This is a genomic window from Rufibacter sediminis, from assembly GCF_014269285.1.
Classification (GTDB): domain Bacteria; phylum Bacteroidota; class Bacteroidia; order Cytophagales; family Hymenobacteraceae; genus Nibribacter; species Nibribacter sediminis.
In genome coordinates this window covers 41,937-60,997 of record NZ_JACOAF010000017.1, presented here as the reverse complement: position 1 = coordinate 60,997, position 19,061 = coordinate 41,937, and the positions used below count along the sequence as shown (strand labels likewise).

Genomic DNA, 19,061 nt, shown 5'->3' with positions numbered 1-19,061 from the left:
CCATCATCTACTAGCCGTACCCATGCTGACCGAGTCTTACCGCGTGTTGGGAGTTCCTTTTGGCGCTGGCATGCCGCAGATCAGGCACGCCTACCGGCAGCTGGTGCTCCAATACCACCCAGACCGGAACCATGACCCCGAGGCCCCGGCCATGTTTCTGCGCATCCAGTCGGCGTATGAGTACCTGCAGCGGTTCCAGGAGAATGGCCCCGCTCCTTCCTCGGTTTCACCTCCTTCTCCACCCCCTAAACCGCAGACTGACTGGGAAAAGTACCAGTACGTGTATGATCCGCCCGCTGATCCCAAAGAGTACGTGGCCTGGGCAACCGTGGCCCGGGAGCGCGCCCGGCGGCAGAAAGAAAAAGACCATGCTGCCTACATTGCGCGCACGTTGGCCATGAAGCAAAAATGGTGGTACCCCCTTGCCCGGGGCAGCAGTTACCTGGTGCTGTTACTGGGCTTTCTGGTGGGTGTTTCCTTTATCTCGGTCCCGCTGCTTTTCTTTTATTCCGGGCAGTTCAAGCATCTGTTCCTGGGCGTGATCACGGTACCCATCGGGTTTGCCATCCAGCGGATCATGAAGACCTTCCGGGAGGACATCCGGAAGCATTTCGGGGAGGATCTGCCCGCCCCATCCAAATAAGCCACCGGCCGTTTTTTTCTTTGCGCAGAATTCGCCAATTTGCTTTATCGCACACTCCTACAAACACAACCTTACTTACTAAATGAAACAATTCTTACTCGCCTCCGGGCTGCTTCTGGGTTTGGCAGCACCGGCTCTGGCGCAGGAAAACATTGACAAGTCCAAGTTCAGGCAACTGGCGCAGGAACTCCCCACCCCCAACACGTACCGCAGCGCCTCGGGGGCTCCCGGGCATGAGTACTGGCAACAGCGCGCCGACTACAACATAAAAGCTGAGCTGAACGACGACAACCAGTCGCTTACCGGCTCGGAGACCATTACCTACACCAACCTCTCGCCCGATGTCCTGACCTACCTGTGGGTGCAGCTGGACCAGAACATCTTCGAGAAGAACTCCATGACAAGCCTCACCCAAACCAGCCGGGTGCCAGACAAACCTACCTTCGGGGTAGCCGAGGCCCTGGCGAAGCAGACGTTTGACGGGGGCTACAAAATCAAATCGGTGAAAGATGCCAACGGCCGTGCTTTGCCGCACACCATCAACTTCACCATGATGCGCATTGACCTGCCGCAGCCCCTAAAGCCCAAGCAGAGCGTGAAGTTCAGCATTGAGTGGTCTAACCTCATCAATGACCAGAAAAAGCAGGGCGGCCGCGGCGGTTACGAGTATTTTCCCGAGGACGGAAACTACGAGTACCAGATGGCGCAGTGGTTTCCGCGCATGGCCGTGTATGACGACGTGAACGGTTGGCAGCACAAGCAGTTCCTGGGCACCGGCGAGTTCGCCCTGCCGTTCGGGGACTACAAAGTGAGCCTCACCGTTCCCGCTGACCACGTGGTGGCCTCTACCGGCGAGCTGCAGAACACCGATGTGCTCACCAGCGCTCAGCGCAGCCGTCTGGCGCAAGCCCAGAAAGCCAACAAACCCGTGCTCATCGTGACGCCGGAGGAAGCTCTGCGGGCCGAGAAAAACAAAGCCAAAGGCAAAAAGACCTGGACGTTTGTGGCCAAAGACGTGCGCGATTTCGCATGGGCCTCTAGCCGCAAGTTCATCTGGGATGCCATGAACGTGAACTACGCCGGCAAAAACACGCTGGCCATGAGCTTCTACCCTAAAGAAGGGAACCCGCTGTGGGGCCAGTACTCCACTGAGGTAGTGGCGCACACCATCAAGACGTACTCCAAGTTCACCATTGACTATCCGTATCCGGTAGCTATCTCGGTGCACGGCGCGGTAGGCGGCATGGAGTACCCGATGATCTCCTTCAACGGTGGCCGCCCCGAGAAAGACGGTTCTTACACCGAGCGCACCAAATACGGTATGATCTCCGTGATCATCCACGAAGTGGGCCACAACTTCTTCCCGATGATCATCAACTCCGATGAGCGCCAGTGGACCTGGATGGACGAAGGCCTGAACACCTTTGTGCAGTATCTGACGGAGCAGGAATGGCAGCGCGATTACCCGTCTAGCCGCGGCGAGCCCCGCAACATGACCACTTACATGAAGATGGACAAAAGCCTGCAGCAGCCCATCATGACCAACTCTGAGTCCATCACGCAGTTGGGGAACAACGCCTATGGCAAACCGGCCACGGCCTTGAACATCCTGCGCGAGACCGTGATGGGCCGTAAGTTGTTTGACTACGCGTTCAAAGAGTACTGCCGCCGCTGGGCCTTCAAACACCCCATGCCCGCCGATTTTTTCCGGACGATGGAAGACGCCTCAGGCACGGACCTGGACTGGTTCTGGCGCGGTTGGTTCTACACCACCGATCACGTAGACCAGGAACTAACCGGCGTGAAATGGTACAGCGTAGACACTCGCAACCCCGAGGTAGAGAACGCCAAGCGCAGAACCGAGATCAACGCCGCGCCTAAGAGCCTGTCACAGCAGCGTAACTTGCAGGACATCCCTAAAACCCTGCTGGACACCAAACCGGAGTTGAAGGACTTCTACAACACCTATGACCCGCTGGCGGTGACCGAGGAAAGTAAGGCGCAGTACCAGAAATACCTGCAAGCCCTGTCTCCCGAGGAACGCGCGCTGCTGGAGAAAGGCCTGAACTTTTACGAAGTGGGCATTAAAAACAACGGTGGCCTGGTGATGCCGGTAGTGATGCAGATGACCTATCAGGATGGCACTTCTGAGATTGTGCGCATCCCCGCTGAGATCTGGCGTTATGACGAGAATGAGATCACGAAGGTGTTTGTGACCGAGAAACCGGTAGCCAGCTTCATGCTGGACCCTTTCCAGGAAACCGCCGACATTGACATGAACAACAACGCGTATCCGCAGCGTCAGCAGCCCAGCCGCTTTGAACTGTTCAAAGAGCAACCTCGGGGCATCACGCCTAACCCGTTGCAGCAACAGACGCAGCGCCAAGGTACTGCCCGCCCCAGCGGAAACTAACGTTCAGGTTTCGGGCCTGCTTTTCAGAAAGCAGGCTCAAAACAAGTTTTACCAAAGCCTCTCCTTTCATCAAGGGAGAGGCTTTGGTTTTTAGGGGAGTCAGTTCCTTGCTACCCATTAGCAGCATCGCTCGTCTGTTTTCCGCGCTTCATGCACAAAAGCGGCATTACCGATGCAGAAGAATTGCCGGGCGCTAACTGAAACAAACTCAGGCGAAATCGCATTGGGAAAGAGTGCCTTGTTTTGGTGTCCTTTTCCAGAAAACGGCCTTAAAACGGCAGAAGCAGTACAGTTTGCCACATGTAGAATTCTTGGACAGAGACTGTGAACTCCTGCCTCCATCGCATAAGACCAAAAGAGAAGGGGCTGCTTTACATGTAAAGCAGCCCCTTCTCTTTTGGCGTAAGTTCTTATGAGTTACTCTTTCTTTAAGTCTCCGTTTTTAATGGCTTTGATTACCTTGTACCACTTGATAGGATCTAACAGCGGATTGGCCAGTCCCGGGTTGTACCCGCCCCGCCGCAGCTGCTGCTGGTTTTGCAGGTCCATATAATTGCGGTGGTTGGAGTTGGCATCCATGGGCGTATTGCGGAACATCTGGTCCAGGATCTGCTGGCTCATGGCGCTCTCCCGGTCAATATCCTCGGTAGGTGACTTCATGGCGAGCACGGCCTGAGTGAAATCCCGGAAGGTGGCATACGGGAACACCCTAACTTCGGGCAGGGCCGTGGGGTCTTCCAGCATCTCGATGATAATGGAATAACTGTCTCGGGAGAAACTCTCCGGCACCACCATTGATTGCTTTGCGTACCCAATGGAACTGAACACCACGCTGTCTCCGGCCAATACCGGCAAGGAGAAAAAGCCGTACTCGTTTGTATTAGTCCCGCGCCCGGCCTTGGGGATGTAGACGCTGGCTCCGGGTATGCCCAACAGGCTGTCGCCGGCGGTCACCACCCCGGTGAGTTGGACTACCTTCTTGGCTCCCTGGCCGTGGGCAGACGTGAGGCTAAGTCCGGCCAGAAGAAGCATTAGCACCAGAAATCGCCCGATAAAAGCCCTGAAGTGGGGAGAAAGAGGTGACGTATTGAAATATTGAGTTGCCATGGATCAGTTCGTTTACAAGTATAGGCTTTTTATAGTACTTTGTGCCGAAGAGCTTTAAATAAATTTTACGAAGAGATACTCCATGAGGCTCAAACATTTTAACGTTACTTTTGGGGAACAAGTATTCAAAGCCATGAGTGATGTCTCCAGAATACGCGTTCTCCACCTCTTGCTCCGCAACAAAGAGCTGTGCATCGCTGATCTGGAACTGGTGCTGGACTTTACCCAAACCAAAACCTCGCGCCATCTGATCTACCTAAAAAATACCGGTTTAGTCTCTTTCCGGAAACAGGACCAATGGGCTTTTTATTATATCAAAGACGAGATGCTGGACTTCCTGCAGCAGATGTTTGGCTACCTGGAGAAAGACCCGCTCCTGCTCAAAGACCAGGAAGTGTACCAAACGCTCTTCTCTAACCGTGAACTGGCCATTAACCGGCTGCAGCAACGGCATTTCACCGGCCTGTAGCAGCATGAAGCCCGCAGCACCCTCGGCGCACTACTTTCCTGCCCTCACCGGATTACGCGCCGCAGCCGCCTTTCTGGTCTATGCCCACCATGCCAAGCCCACGGTACCGTTTGCGTCAGACTTCTTCCGCCTTCTCTTTCAGGAGGCCCACATTGGCGTTTCGGTCTTCTTTGTTTTAAGCGGCTTCCTGATCTCTGTACGGTACAGCCACTCCTTCCAGCAAAAGGGAGGCTCCAACTGGGTTTCCTACGCCTGGCAAAGATTTGCCCGCCTTTATCCGGTCTACTTTCTCTGCACGCTGGCCGCGTTGTTTTTCCGCCATGATTTCCGTCCCGATTCCTGGATTCTTAATCTTTTGATGCTACAGGGACTCTTTCCGCAGTTTTCGTTTACCGGTGTGGGCGTGGGCTGGTCAATGACCGTGGAGGTGTTCTTTTATGCCTCAGCTCCGCTGGTCTTGCTCTATGGAAAACGGCTTGGCTTACTGAAAAGCACGGCTGTTACCCTGCTCCTGGGAGTCCTGCTGCTGGCAATCGGGCAACTTCCGCTTCCCTACGAGTTCGTGCCTGACTGGAACTTCCTGATCAGATCCACCTTCTTTGGCCGCTGCTTTGAATTCTATCTGGGAATATGGCTGGCCCGGCACTTCCTCCTGCCGCCTACTTCGGCTCCCATGAAACTTCGCCCCGGTCTCTTAACCTATGGCGGAGCGCTGGGCATAGTGGCTTGCATGCTGGGCATGGCCTATCTGAACCGCCTTGCCCCTAGTTCGCCTGTCCTTTTTCATGGCCTCAACAACGTAGTGCTTCCTTTCTTCATAGGCGGTCTGCTGCTTGGGCTCACCCGTGAAAAGACCTGGTTCTCCCAGGCGCTAGGCTCCAGGGTGGGGCAAGAGCTGGGCAAAGGTTCTTACCTCTTCTATTTGGTGCATTACACCTTTGGGTTCGATATTCTCTATTTCCACGTTTGGCCGAACAAAGGGGGCGTTCTGCTGCTTCTGGCCGTACTGTCAGTGGCTGGGTATCACCTTTTAGAGGCTCCTTTGCAGAAACTAGTCCTGAAATGGCAGCCTTCCCGCCCCATTAGCGAAACTAAAAGTGCCTGAAATGGTTTAAAAGTAACACCTTTGCTATCCGGCCGTTTCCCGGAGGGCAATTTCCTCTATGAAAAAAGTAAAAACATACCGTCACCTGTTCTTTGATTTAGACCACACGCTGTGGGATTTTGAGAAGAACTCAGAAGAGACGCTCCATCATCTATACGATCATTTTAACCTGGCGCAACTGGGCGATTTCTCCCGTGACTCGTTCTACAGAAAATACAGCTTTGTGAACCAACGCCTGTGGGACTTGTACCACAAAGGGAAAATCACGCAGCAACAACTCCGCGAGAATCGGTTTGTCAAGTGCCTGACCGGTTTGGGCGTGGCCGCCGCCGATGTGCCCGCTGGCATCAGCAAAGCATTCACCGACCTCTGCCCTACTAAGACAGCGGTGTTCCCCTTCACCCACGAGGTCTTGGGTTACCTTCAGGAGAAGTACGTGTTGCACATCATCACCAACGGGTTTAAAGACGTGCAATACATCAAGATGAAATCGGCGAACCTGGACACGTACTTCTCAGAGGTCATCACCTCTGAGTGCATCAACTGCACCAAACCAGACAAGCGCATTTTTCAGCATGCCTTGCAGCGGGCCGGCGTCACCGCCCAGGAAAGCCTCATGATTGGCGACAGCCTGGAAGCCGATATTCTGGGAGCCATGAACGCGGGCATCGATCAGGTGTTCTTCAACCCCGAGAAAAAACGCCCCCGGCTGCGCCCTACGTATGAGGTACACTGCCTGAGTGAGCTGAAAACGTTTCTGTAAACCTGTTTTAGGGCTACTTTTCTGAAAACAGGCGCTAAATGGGAACCCCAGAAAGGTAGTTTTTGTCTAGTATTTGGTTACTTTTGCAGGCATCGGCCGTAAAACAACCGATCAAGTTCTTTCACAATTGGGGATGACCGGAATTGACAGCTTGAGCAAGCTGGGTGTAAGCATGTCGGGAGTTGGCAGTTTTCCCGTAAATCAGAATTGACCGACGATTATCTGGCGAGTCTAACTACGCCATGGCTGCCTAGTCTAGGTACTAAGCATTTTGCCATTGTCCTGCAGCTCCTCGGTTCGGTGGGGGTTGGTCACAGGGCATCGTAATGCCGATCTAGTGTAGGCCAAGGTGCGGGGTCTGCATGAAACTAAAGCATCTAAGGTGACTTCATAGGCCAGGCTTGGGCCTGAAGGCGCACGAAAACCCAACCAAGACTAAACATGTAGAAAGCGCTCAAGTTTCCTTGTCTGGACCAGGGTTCGAATCCCTGCATCTCCACAATAAAACGCCCTGTTTCCAAAAGTGACAGGGCGTTTTTGTTTTACCCCGGACATATATCGGACACATTTATCCAATGGCTTGCCTTAGTTCTTAGTTGAGATGATTTATACCCAGCTGGTTACAATCAAGAAAACCGCAGGGATTCAGCAATTAGCATTAAGGAAGTTGAATAAAGCCCACCCTACGCGACCTCAGTTAAATCACGACTGAAGATAGAGGCCAATGTTGCCCTATAACTCAGTAATAGCCCCTATAGTGCCGAGTATGTTTGTTTAGATTTGAAGCTCTTCAGGAGGAGTGTTGTGACTTAAAACTTCAACACATAGAAACAGCTTCAAGGTTCTGCTCATCCATCTTAAAAAGAAAGTACGGCACCAATTAGCCCAATCCACCTTTCTAATATTGCACATCTCCCCTAAGCCCAAACACAACTAAAAACCATCCTATAATACAGATTCAATTATTTTCTAAAATAAATTCACATGTTTTTTGGTAAAAACATAAATAATAATACATTTATAAAAAAAATTTAAATGTTAAAAACACACTTATAAAGAATAGTACGCAATTTTAGCTTAACAACGTCCCATTAAATTTCATTTCTATGAACAAAAAACTACAAACACACTTGAGGATCTTACTGTTGATACCTCTCCTTGTTTTACAAGTTTCTGGCGTATTAGCCCAGCAACTTGGAATAAAGGGTAAAGTGACCGATGAAACGGGAGTAGGATTGCCCGGGGTTGCCGTTGTTTTAAAAGGTACTACTACCGGGACATCAACAGATGCTAATGGAGATTATTCCATCTCTGTCCCGGCAAGCGGGGGAATTCTAGTGTTTTCATACATAAGTTACCAAACCCAGGAAGTACCTGTCACAAATCAAACAACCCTTAATGTTACCTTAAAAACTGACACCAAAGCCTTAGATGAAGTTGTTGTAATCGGGTACGGAACACAACGAAGAGCCGATGTAACCAGTTCTGTAGCTACCGTGAAGTCCGATGATTTCGTAAAAGCTCCTGTGGTAGATGCAGGCCAACTTCTGCAGGGGAAAGTGGCAGGATTGACCGTAGTATCATCAAACGGTGACCCTGCCAGCGGAACAGCCATATTACTTCGGGGGAACACTACCCTATTCGGGGCTAATTCAGACCCATTGGTTTTGATAGATGGTATCCCGGGTAATTTAAAAACAGTGGCCCCGGAGGATATCGCTTCGGTAGACGTGCTCAAAGACGGATCTGCCGCTGCTATTTACGGAACAAGAGGCACCAACGGGGTTATAATCATTACCACAAAAAGGGCAAGTGGCGATTTTGACAGCTCTATAGAGTACAGTGGTTCTGTTAGTACGCAAACAATTGCCAAAAAGCTAGATATGTTGACGGCCGATGATTACCGCGCCCAAATCGCGGCAGGCACAAGACCGTCTAATATGGACCTTGGCGGAAATACCAACTGGTTGGATGAGATAACGCAAACCCCTATCAGCAACGTCCATAATCTCACCTTTCGGGGTGGCAATAGAAAGACAAATTATCTTGCCAATGCCAATTATCGGGCATTGAACGGGGTTTTCAAGAAATCAGACAATAAGACTTTTACTGGCCGTGTAGACATCAATCACAATATGTTGGATGACAAGTTACATCTTAACCTGGGGTTCCTTAATACCCATAACAAGTTTACGACTACTGGCGACGGCTTCAGCTTCAACGGATATACCTACAGACAGTCGTTGATTTTCAACCCTACTACTCCAATCAGAAACGCAGAAGGTCAGTACTATGAGCAACCGGGTAATTTCAACTATGAAAACCCGCTGGGCCGGCTTTTTGAAAGTGATGGTGAAAATACCTCTCAGAACAACCGTTTGAGTGCTGTTTTGACCTACAACCCTATCCAATCGCTTACCTTGAAAGCACTTGGTTCCTATACCCGGTTCAATGAAGAAAGAGGATATGCCGAAACTAAAAACCATATCTCCACGGTACGGGATGGGCGCAACGGCTTTGCCTCAGTAGGTAGTAGCCAAAACATTGATAGGTTACTAGAACTAACCTCAGAATACGCAACAACCCTTGGTTCTCACAGAGTAAGCATATTAGGCGGGTATACTTATCAGGAAATGGATACTCGTAATCAATGGATGCAGAACTGGAACTTCCCTACAGACATGTTCGGATACAGCTCTATCGGGTTAGGTACTGCAAGAGCACTGGGGATTACCCCTATCTACAGCGGTCGTTTCAAGACAAACCTGATAAGCTTCATTGGTCGGGTGAGTTACTCTTTCAAAGACAAATACCTTTTATTAGCGAATCTTCGTCATGAAGCCGCAAGTACACTTGCCGGGACCAATAAACCATGGGGCACTTTCCCTGCTATTTCTGCGGGTTGGAGAATCACCAATGAGCCTTTCATGGAGAGCCAGAATCTTTTTGATGAGTTGAAGTTAAGAGCAGGGTACGGCGTGACAGGTTCTAACCCCAGAGACCTTTTCCTTGGCCAGGCGACATTAAGCTACGGAGATTCCTATTATTCTAATGGTCAATGGATACAAACCCTTGGCCCGGCAAGAAATCCAAACCCCTATTTGCGGTGGGAAGAAAAGCATGAGTCTAACTTTGGTTTAGATTACTCTATGCTTGGCGGCCGTATCAGCGGTACCTTTGATTATTATTATCGTCGCATAAGTGGGTTGTTGTATGATTTCCCGGTTCCATCGCCGCCAAACCTGGTAGGTTTTACCCGAGCCAATGTGGGGAAAATGGATAACAAAGGCTTTGAAGCGCTTGTTAATCTGGTACCTGTCCAGAAAGCCGATTTCAACTGGACCACGACACTTCTGTTCTCTACTAACGAGAACAAATTAGTCAACTTTCAGAATGAGCTATATAAAACAAGCTCGAATTACATTACTGCAGGCGGTACAGGAGAACCTATCCAGACATTTACCCACCTTATAAATGCAGGCGATAACATTGGGGATTTCTATGGATTTAAGGTGATAGACGTATCAGAAAGCGGTGAATGGATCTATGAAGATAAAGATGGGAATGCCGTACCATATGATGATTTCTCCCATTCATTCGAAGACAAGAAGGTGCTTGGCAACGGCATTCCAAAGTACCATGCAGGATGGAACAACAACTTCCGGTATAAGAACTTCGACCTGGGAATCACCATGCGGGGATCTTTTGGGTTCCAGATCCTGAACTTCCAACGGATGTATTATGAAAACCCTTCCATCCAAGCCTACAATCGTTTGAAGTCTGCCTATGAGCCAGTTTTTGGCAAGGCTGTACTAAGCAACGATATGCCGCTTGAGTTTAACAGTTACTACGTTGAAGACGGTGACTTCTGGAAAGTAGACAATATCACCCTGGGGTACACCTTCAAAAACCTTAATGCAAAATACCTGCAGAGCGCTCGCATATATGTATCTTCCCTAAACACCTTTGTTATAACTAATTACAAAGGCATTGACCCTGAAGTAAGCTGGTTAGGACTATCCCCAGGAATCGATAACCGGGATAAATATCCTACCACCAGAACATTTACCGTTGGAGTTAACATCAGTCTTTAAATCTTTTGCATCATGAAAACTAGGAGCATATATACCTCAGCGCTGGCAATACTACTTGCACTATCAAGTACCAATTGCACCCAACTGGAGGATGAGAGTTTCACCGAAATTCTTTCTTCTGAATTCGATCCTAAAGCTTCAGACGTTGCTGCCCTTGTTGGAAGGGCATATACCAATATGCGATTTATCCTTCTTGACTGGGACGGTACCTGGAGAGCGCAAGAAGTGTCAGCTGACCAGATCGTTATCCCTGCGCGTCCTAATGGCTGGGTAGATGGAGGAGTTTTCCGTCGATTACATGAGCACAAATGGACGACAGACGATCCTATAGTTATCCAAACGTGGAACCGGACTTTTGCGGGAATTACCAATACGAACAGACTCCTTTATCAAATAGAGACTGGCCTGGTGCCCTTGGCAACAGAGAAGGAAGCCACCATTGCCGAACTAAAGGTATTGCGGGCCTATTACTATTATCTTCTCTGCGACATGTATGGGAATGTTCCTATCGTTACAAGTTTTGACCTACCTGAAGGATTTCTGCCTGAGCAGAGTACCAGAAAGCAAGTATATGAATTCATTGTCAAAGAACTGAAAGACAACATCCCATTGCTTAGCACCAAGAATGATATATCTACCTATGGGCGATTCAACAAATGGGCAGGCCTGACGCTGTTGGCCAAAATGTACCTGAACGCTCAAGTATATTCCGGTACTCCAGCCTGGCAAGAGTGTGTCAATACGTGTGATGAAATTATCAATGGCGGTGCCGGGTTTATATTAGAGAGCAACCATAAAGATGTTTTCAGAACAAGCAATGAAGGGTCAAAGGAGATAATTTTTGGCATTCCGATTGATGAGAAATATACCACAAACTGGAACGCATTCGACTTCCATTTGCAAACATTGGCCCCAGAGAGCCAGGCTACCTATAATTTAAAATCGACTCCATGGGGAGGAATGGCTGCGATTCCACAGTTTGTAAGCTCTTATGACCCAGATGATATCAGGCTCAAAACAGACTGGATTCAGGGGCAGCAGTATACGGCTGCGGGACAGCCTATCATCGCCGGAGGCACACCGCTCATTTATGTTAATGAGATTGCTGGTGTTGATAGATCTAATATGTTTGATGGCTTTAGGTTAGGGAAATTTGAGATCAAGCCAGAGAGCACCAATATCTTAAATAACGATTTTCCTTTGCTCAGATATTCCGATGTCCTTTTCATGAAAGCAGAATCGTTACTAAGAACTGGACGGGCAGATGAAGCAGCTGCGATTGTAACTCAAATCAGGCAGCGCTATTTCAAAAGCAATCCGGCAAAAGCTGTCGTGACCGGTGCTGAACTAATGCAGGGCAGTACGTATGATTACGGTTTAAGAAACCATACCACCTCTACAGATGAAGAAGGACGCGACATTATGTACGGTAGAATGCTGGATGAGCTTGGCTGGGAATTTTCACAGGAAGGCAGGAGAAGACAAGACATGATCCGTTTCAACGTTTTCACTAAAAAGTCTTGGTTTTCTCATACTCCTAACAGTGAATACAGATCATTATATCCAATTCCCAGGGTAGAACTTCAGAAAAATACTAAATTGGTTCAAAACCCAGGATACCCACAAGGGTAGTGTTTATGATTACGGATTGAAAATATTTTCTATAATCAAAGGACCTTCTCCTTCAATCCATTTTACTAACAGATGCCCGGGGGCTACTACCCCCGGGCTTTTTTCTGGCCGTCATGTTAGCTTCCACATATTTGTACTGGCCAGGACTATAAAATATTTTGATTTAATCTTTCCATTTAAAAATAGCCTGAATTGAGAATAATTCAGTAACTATGCTCCATATAAATGCACGGGGTGCCCACGTGAAAACGTAGGCTGAGATGATACCCGACACCTGATTTGGATAATGCCAACGTAGGGATGCAGGATGAAAGGACTCCTTTGTATACTCCATTCCGTTGGTCTGCCCAATTGAATGGATTTTTTGTTTTACAACAATACGTACCATGGAGCTAGAGAAACACACCGCCGGATTACTCCCCCAAACGCAGCAGAACTGGCAGAACAGACCAGAATGGTTCTTTAACCGAGCCCATACAGACACGTACGAGCAATGGTACGAAGGACGGTACAAACGCGCCGAAGTCTGGCAGAAGAAGGTCATGGAACAACTGGTGTCGAAAGATACCCGGGTAAAAACCCTGCTGGAATTTGGCTGCGGTACCACCCGCTTTACCAGATGGTGGAAAGAGATAGGAATAGAAGCCACCGGTGGTGATATTTCGCCCCTCATGCTCTCACAAGCCATCCATTTATTTGACGGTGACCTGGTCATGGCAGACTCCCACCACATGCCTTTCAAAGACAACACCTTTGACGCCCTGGCGTTTATCACCACGTTTGAATACTACAAAGACCCCGTGCAGGTGATCAGGGAGGCGGCCCGGGTAGCCCGGCACGGAATTGCCATGGGCATGATGAACCGAAACTCGCCCAAAGTGGCCAGAAGGCGGGTGCAGCAGTTGTTCGGGAAGAATCCTTTCTACGTGACGGCTACTTTTTACACCCCGCAGAAACTCATGGAGATCATTCACCAAGCCCTGGCCGGACGGGAATATTCCATTGAATGGACGTGTACCGGCTTGCCAAAATGGTTTCCAGTGCAGCAGTGGAGTTTGCCCTATGGCGATTTCTTCGGGTTGTATGTCACACTACATGATGCCAAGTAATGAACGATACTTCTGGTAAAATCAGCCATGTGGCTTTTGAGCAGTTGGTTCTCTCAAAATGCGGCGCTAAACGAGAAGAGGTGCGGGTGGGACCTTACTTTGGGGTAGACGTGTCCCTCATAGATTTACCCGGCCAAATGGCAATGGCGGTCACAAGTGATCCCTTGTCCCTTATTCCTTCACTGGGGCTGGAGGAATCAGCCTGGCTTTCGGTGCACCTGATGGCCAATGACATGGCTACTACCGGGTTCGCCCCTATGTACGGGCAATTCGTGCTGAATCTTCCCGCGGCTATCTCAAAGAATGACTTCAAAATCTATTGGGAGTACATTGATAAATTCTGCACAGAAATCGGCTTGGCGATCACCGGGGGGCACACAGGCTTTATGGAAGGTCAAAACTCCACTATTGCCGGGGGCGGAACGTTTATCACGGTGGCTCCCAAGGCAGAGGTGCTGGTTTCCCAATATGCCCAAGCGGGCAACTCCATCTTAGTCACCAAAGAAGCCGCAATCTCTTCCTCGGCCATTCTGGCCATGAGCTTTCCTGAAACCGTCCGGAACAAAATTGGCATAGAAAATTACCAGAAGGCCTGTAGCCTGTTCTATCAAACTTCCTCGCTCAAAGATGCGCTCACGGCGGTAGGAGAAAACCGGCCGGGCGCGGTAACAGCCATGCATGATGTCACAGAGGGCGGCTTGCTGGGAGCCATTTATGAACTGGCGTGTGCCTCCGGCAACGGGGCAGTTATTTATAATGAGCAACTTCCTGTGGGCCACGTGCAGCATGAGATTTGCCGTCTGTTTTCCATAGATCCGCGCTATTCTGTTGGGGCGGGTTCCATGATTATCTGTTGCCAGAAGGGAACGGCGCCATCGGTAATTGAGCGCTTGCGTCGTGAAAACATACCGTGTGTAGAGGTGGGGGAGATCAAGGAAAAAGACTATGGCATAAAACTGACTCAAAACGGGGTGGAACAGGACCTGGTCTATCAAGCGGAAGACCCGTACTGGGCCGCTTTCTTCAACGCGTACAAAGCAGGATGGAAATGACCCAAACGCGGAAGATAGCTTCGGGAATCTACCTGGTGGTAGATCCTGCTATGGAGGAAAAGGCATTGCTGCGTAAGCTGGAGGTTGTTCTGGAAGAAGAACTGGCGGCCGTGCAGCTATGGGATAACTTTTATGCCGGGCAGAAGGTCTACGGGCTTATCCAGAAAATAGTACACCTGTGCCATGCCAAAGAGGTGCCGGTACTCATCAACAACCAGTGGGAGTTCCTTCTGGACACAGCCCTGGACGGCGTTCATTTTGATGCTATTCCAGATGATTTTGCGGCTATTAAGAAAGCCGTGCACCGGCCCTTCCTTACCGGCCTCACGTGCGGTAATGATGAAGCATTGATTATCTGGGCGCATGAAAAGCAGCTAGACTATATCTCTTTTTGCTCGGTCTTCCCGTCGGCTACCAGCACGAGCTGTGAACTGGTCACCTTTGAATCCATAACCAGGGCGAAAAAGATAAGTTCTATGCCCGTATTTCTGGCGGGCGGAATCAAGCCTGATAACCTGCCGCTACTGGCCGGATTGGAGTACGACGGGGTAGCGGTTATCTCCGGCATCATGAATGCTGATAACCCAAGTGCCTCGGTGAAAGAATACCTGAGAAGATTACCTAAAAACAACCCATGAAATTAGAAACCATTGAGAAGCTGTGCTGTCCTTTTGACAAATCAGATATAGAACTTACCGTGATTACCCAAAGCCCGTCTGGCAATATTCTGGAAGGGCTATTGGCGTGCAGCACCTGTTTACGGGTCTATCCTATTGTAAAAGGCATTCCCATCATGAGCCCAGACGAGTACCGCGAATACAAGCTGGAACAACCCTTGCTAGACAAATGGAAACCTTACCTCCAGGGTAGGCAGATTGAGAATTTCCGCTTCTTGAACCCTGAGAAAGGCAGTGATCCACCTGTCCTGATTTCTTGATACAAGGCGACTGATAAGCAGAACGATTGGCGAGGGGGAGGAACTCCCGTTGACGTTCAGTCCCGTAAGGTAAGGTACATGGCCGTGGACCTGGAGCCCTGCCATGTACTGATTCCTATTGGCGTGGCAGACCTGCATGAAGCAGATGATGACGTTATTTTACCCAACGTGACCGTAGAGCAGCTGCGCTCTTTGCTCGCCTATGAGAAAAGCCACAGAGACTGTGACCATGAAATCTCCGTTCGGCCCACCTTCTAGGATTGGCACCGCCGCTCCTGATGTTGGTGCCGCCTTAACCCGCAACAGCAGACCAAACGCACAAAGCGAAACCCATAGCCTGCCCACCTGAAATCCTTTCCTTCTCTCTACTCCTTTTACTTGGAAGGTATAAAAAAGAAAGAGGTCGTTTGTTTTCACCACCATTCATCGTATCTTTACGATAAATAAACAGTCCACCCGATGGGAGTAACCAAAACACAGAATTTCACCGAGGAGCAGAACCTGGTGGCGGGATACGCGAAGGCGCTGGCGCACCCGGCCCGAATTGCGATTCTCCAGTACCTGCTCAAGAAACAGACCTGCATCTGCGGCGATCTGGTGGGGGAACTGCCCTTAGCCCAGGCCACGGTTTCGCAGCACCTGAAAGAACTCAAAGCCGTGGGCCTTATTAAAGGCACCGTGGAGGGCACCAGTGTTTGCTACTGCATAGACCAGCAGAAATGGGAAGAAGTACGGGATATTTTCTTCCAGATGTTCTCCAGCCTCATCGCATGCCAGGATACTTGCTGCTAAAAAAATTTACTTTCATTCATCGTAAAATTGCAATCATATGAAAAACTCCAATCTTCTCACCTGGCAGGCGTTTAAAAGCGAACTTTCCAAAAACGAGGCCTTAACGCTCCAGTTTCAGTACGCCCAGGACAAATGGGTAGACGCCTCGTACCACATCACAGAGATCAAACAGGCGCCCATTGTCTCCGTGGACTGCGGCGGCCAGATGAACAGCTGGACCGAAATCATTGTGCAGCTATGGGAACCCAGCCAAACCGATGACACCCAGGCCATGCCGGTGAGCAAGGCACTTTCTATCATCGCCGTGGTAGAGAAAGTTCTGCCGCTGAACCCACTGGGCACGGTGAAGATTGAGTTCGGGAACTCCCAGTTTGACACCCGCCAGATGTATCCGGCTGCGTTCACGGTAACGGACGGCAACCTGGTCGTCAACCTCACGCCAGATGCTACCCAATGCAAAGCCATTGAGCGGGGCGGCAGCTGCGGCACCACAGCCTCGGGTGAGGAATGCTGCGCTCCTGCTCCATCGGCGGAGAAAAAGAAAGTTCAGTTGGTAGAGCTAACCACCTTTCCGGGAGACAGCTGCACGCCGGGCTCCGGCTGCTGCTAAAGCATTTCCAGAATCAGGCTCTTTTTGTAAAATCACCCCTAAAACGTTACCATGAGAATCGCGCTTTTCTCTGACGTGCACGCCAATCTTCCCGCGCTGCAAGCCGTGCTGGCCCACATGGACACCCAAAACCTGGATGCCCTTTACTGCCTGGGCGACCTGGTGGGCTACGCGCCCTGGCCCAATGAGGTAGTGGCCGAAATCCGGAAACGGAGAATTCCCACCATCGCGGGGAATTATGACGAAGGTGTGGGCCTGGCCAGCCCCAACTGCGGCTGCGCCTACAAAACCGATACGGAGAAAGACCTGGGCCAGCAGTCCATTGATTTCACCAACCGCATCGTCACGGAGGAAACCCGCCAGTACCTGCGCATGCTCCCGCGCCACCTCCGGCTCACGTTTCTGGACGATTCCCGGGAAGAAAACCGGATGGAGCTGCTGCTGGTGCACGGCAGCCCGCGCAAGATAAACGAGTACCTGTTTGAAGACCGCCCCGAGAAAAGCTTTCTGCGCCTGATGGAGGAAGCCAACGCTGATCTTCTGTTCTTCGGCCACACGCACAAACCTTACCACCGCGTGCTGCCCTATGAACACCAAAGCCAGACCAGGTACCGGCACGCCATCAACATCGGCTCAGTAGGCAAACCCAAGGACGGAGACCCCAGGGCTGGCTATGTGATTCTGGAACTGACCCCAGACAGCAAGCTCACCCAAAAGGAAAGCATCCACGTGGAGTTTGTGCGGGTACCCTATGACGTGGAGAAAGCCGCCCAGGCCGTGGAGGCGAGTCCGCTCCCCAATGCGTTTGCCCAGATGTTGCGCACCGCCTAAGGCAAACGTCCGGCGCGGCGCTTCAACCGAGCTTATGTTCTGTTTTAGGCCTGTTTTCCTGAAAACAGCCGCCAAACGAAATAAGGCTGTTTTCAGGAAAACACGCCTAAAACGCTTTTTTTGTTCTTTACCTTTTGCTAGAATAGTATGAGTCAATGCACCGTAGATAAACGGAAACGCCTTTCCACCCTGGATCGCTTCCTCACCGTCTGGATTTTTGTGGCCATGGGCGCGGGCGTACTCCTGGGGTACGTGTATCCGGGCACCGAGACGTTTATCAACTCCTTCCAGGTGGGCACCGTGAATGTCCCCATCGCCATCGGGTTGATTTTGATGATGTACCCGCCGCTGGCGAAGGTCAAGTATGAGCAACTGGGCCGCGTGTTTGAAAACGTGAAGGTGATTACGCTGTCGCTGGTGCTGAACTGGATCATCGGGCCCATTCTCATGTTCCTGCTGGCCATTATCTTCCTGCGGGATTACCCCGAGTACATGGTGGGCATCATCCTGATCGGGCTGGCCCGCTGCATCGCCATGGTGCTGGTCTGGAACGAGCTGGCCGAGGGGGACCGCGAGTACGCCGCCGGCCTGGTCGCCTTCAACAGTATCTTTCAGGTGTTGTTTTATAGCCTGTTCGCGTTCATCTTCATTACCGTGCTGCCCACGTGGTTCGGGCTGGAGGGGAAAGTGGTGGACATCAGCATGGGTGCCATCGCCGAGAGTGTGTTTATTTACCTGGGCATTCCGTTTCTGCTAGGTTTTCTGTCCCGGCTAATCTTACGCAAACTGAAAGGCGAGGCCTGGTACACCCAAACATTCATTCCGGCCATCAGCCCCATTACGCTTATCGCGCTGCTGTTTACCATTGTGGTCATGTTCAGTCTGAAGGGTAACCTGATTGTCACCATTCCGCTGGATGTGCTGCGCATTGCGGTGCCGCTGGTGATTTACTTTGCCATTATGTTTGTGGTGAGCATTTACCTGGGCAAAGCCCTAGGCGCCAACTACGCCCAGAACGCCTCCGTGGCCTTCACCGCCACCGGCAACAACTTTGAACTGGCCATTGCGGTAGCCATCGGCGTGTTCGGGCTCAACTCCGGACAGGCCTTCGCCGGCGTGGTGGGTCCGTTGATTGAAGTCCCGGCTTTAATTGGTCTGGTGAACGTGGCCTACTGGTTCCGGAGAAAGTATTACGGTACCGAGCCGCTGCTCACTTCTTCTCCCGTGGAAGAACCGCGGTAAGCAACCAACCTCCTGTTCAGGGGCCGCGTTTTAAGGGTCTTTTCCTCAAAACGGGCTTAAAACGGGAGAACCCGAGGCTCTCACGTACCAATACCGGAACGGATCATTCCCGCAGGCTTCTCCTCCAGCACGCATTTTATCTTTTTGGAGAAAAAACCTCTCTATTTTGCGCCAAGATTGCCTATTTTTAACCTCTGTGAACACAAACCATGGCGTAATCCCCTTCCTTTCTTTACTTTTTAAGGGCTAAACGGGAAATTCA

General features: G+C 50.5%; 17 protein-coding genes, 1 other RNA gene and 1 riboswitch. Of the genes, 17 read left to right on the top strand and 1 reads right to left on the bottom strand.

Annotation, left to right across the window (positions count from 1 at the left end; translation table 11 throughout):
• Positions 1–22 precede the first annotated feature (22 nt).
• Together H7U12_RS06000 and H7U12_RS05995 are read left to right on the top strand one after the other, a co-directional pair.
• Positions 23–643 carry a J domain-containing protein gene (locus H7U12_RS06000; RefSeq protein ID WP_186634482.1) on the top strand — a complete coding sequence of 207 codons (621 nt, stop codon included), beginning with the start codon at positions 23–25 and terminating at the stop codon, positions 641–643.
• A gap of 82 nt (positions 644–725) precedes the next feature.
• Positions 726–3,056, top strand: a complete 2,331-nt coding sequence (locus H7U12_RS05995; RefSeq protein WP_186634479.1) for a M1 family metallopeptidase — start codon at positions 726–728, stop codon at positions 3,054–3,056.
• Positions 3,057–3,473: 417 nt separating this feature from the next.
• On the opposite strand, the gene H7U12_RS05990 is transcribed toward H7U12_RS05995, so the two are convergent.
• Positions 3,474–4,163, bottom strand: coding sequence for a carboxypeptidase-like regulatory domain-containing protein (locus H7U12_RS05990; RefSeq protein ID WP_186634476.1), 690 nt, complete (start codon positions 4,161–4,163; stop codon positions 3,474–3,476).
• An 82-nt stretch (positions 4,164–4,245) separates the two neighbouring features.
• On the opposite strand from H7U12_RS05990, the gene H7U12_RS05985 reads away from it, so the two are divergent.
• The 15 genes from H7U12_RS05985 to arsB all read left to right on the top strand — a co-directional run bounded on the left by H7U12_RS05985 (position 4,246) and on the right by arsB (position 18,799).
• The gene (locus tag H7U12_RS05985) at positions 4,246–4,632 is read left to right on the top strand and encodes an ArsR/SmtB family transcription factor (protein ID WP_186634473.1); all 387 of its coding nucleotides are present in this window, start codon (positions 4,246–4,248) and stop codon (positions 4,630–4,632) included.
• Entirely contained in the window at positions 4,583–5,737 is a 1,155-nt protein-coding gene (locus H7U12_RS05980) for an acyltransferase family protein (RefSeq protein WP_206683884.1), read from the top strand. Before H7U12_RS05985 ends, H7U12_RS05980 begins: the two co-directional genes overlap by 50 nt.
• 58 nt (positions 5,738–5,795) lie before the next feature.
• On the top strand, positions 5,796–6,500 hold the full coding sequence (locus tag H7U12_RS05975; protein WP_186634469.1) for a YjjG family noncanonical pyrimidine nucleotidase: 705 nt from the start codon (positions 5,796–5,798) through the stop codon (positions 6,498–6,500).
• 129 nt (positions 6,501–6,629) lie between these two features.
• Positions 6,630–7,002: a transfer-messenger RNA gene (gene ssrA / locus H7U12_RS05970) on the top strand.
• A 604-nt stretch (positions 7,003–7,606) separates the two neighbouring features.
• On the top strand, positions 7,607–10,594 hold the full coding sequence (locus H7U12_RS05965) for a SusC/RagA family TonB-linked outer membrane protein (protein WP_186634466.1): 2,988 nt from the start codon (positions 7,607–7,609) through the stop codon (positions 10,592–10,594).
• Positions 10,595–10,606: 12 nt separating this feature from the next.
• Positions 10,607–12,226, top strand: a complete 1,620-nt coding sequence (locus tag H7U12_RS05960; RefSeq protein ID WP_186634463.1) for a RagB/SusD family nutrient uptake outer membrane protein — start codon at positions 10,607–10,609, stop codon at positions 12,224–12,226.
• 220 nt (positions 12,227–12,446) lie between these two features.
• Positions 12,447–12,544: riboswitch (TPP riboswitch) on the top strand.
• Positions 12,545–12,612: 68 nt separating this feature from the next.
• Complete coding sequence (locus H7U12_RS05955; protein WP_186634460.1) at positions 12,613–13,335, top strand: class I SAM-dependent methyltransferase; 723 nt, start codon at positions 12,613–12,615, stop codon at positions 13,333–13,335.
• Positions 13,335–14,387 carry an AIR synthase family protein gene (locus H7U12_RS05950; RefSeq protein WP_186634457.1) on the top strand — a complete coding sequence of 351 codons (1,053 nt, stop codon included), beginning with the start codon at positions 13,335–13,337 and terminating at the stop codon, positions 14,385–14,387. Before H7U12_RS05955 ends, H7U12_RS05950 begins: the two co-directional genes overlap by 1 nt.
• Complete coding sequence (locus H7U12_RS05945) at positions 14,384–15,025, top strand: thiamine phosphate synthase (RefSeq protein WP_186634455.1); 642 nt, start codon at positions 14,384–14,386, stop codon at positions 15,023–15,025. Before H7U12_RS05950 ends, H7U12_RS05945 begins: the two co-directional genes overlap by 4 nt.
• The gene (locus H7U12_RS05940; protein WP_186634452.1) at positions 15,022–15,324 is read left to right on the top strand and encodes a Trm112 family protein; all 303 of its coding nucleotides are present in this window, start codon (positions 15,022–15,024) and stop codon (positions 15,322–15,324) included. The genes H7U12_RS05945 and H7U12_RS05940 overlap by 4 nt, the downstream gene beginning before the upstream one ends.
• A gap of 78 nt (positions 15,325–15,402) precedes the next feature.
• On the top strand, positions 15,403–15,582 hold the full coding sequence (locus H7U12_RS05935) for a hypothetical protein (RefSeq protein WP_186634449.1): 180 nt from the start codon (positions 15,403–15,405) through the stop codon (positions 15,580–15,582).
• A 201-nt stretch (positions 15,583–15,783) separates the two neighbouring features.
• Positions 15,784–16,116 (top strand): ArsR/SmtB family transcription factor, encoded by a 333-nt coding sequence (locus H7U12_RS05930; RefSeq protein WP_186634446.1) that lies wholly within the window; start codon positions 15,784–15,786, stop codon positions 16,114–16,116.
• Between the two features lie 37 nt (positions 16,117–16,153).
• Positions 16,154–16,726, top strand: coding sequence for a DUF6428 family protein (locus H7U12_RS05925; protein WP_186634443.1), 573 nt, complete (start codon positions 16,154–16,156; stop codon positions 16,724–16,726).
• A gap of 51 nt (positions 16,727–16,777) precedes the next feature.
• Positions 16,778–17,557, top strand: coding sequence for a metallophosphoesterase family protein (locus H7U12_RS05920; RefSeq protein ID WP_186634440.1), 780 nt, complete (start codon positions 16,778–16,780; stop codon positions 17,555–17,557).
• Between the two features lie 147 nt (positions 17,558–17,704).
• Positions 17,705–18,799, top strand: a complete 1,095-nt coding sequence (gene arsB, locus H7U12_RS05915; protein WP_186634437.1) for an ACR3 family arsenite efflux transporter — start codon at positions 17,705–17,707, stop codon at positions 18,797–18,799.
• The last annotated feature ends 262 nt before the right edge of the window (positions 18,800–19,061 follow it).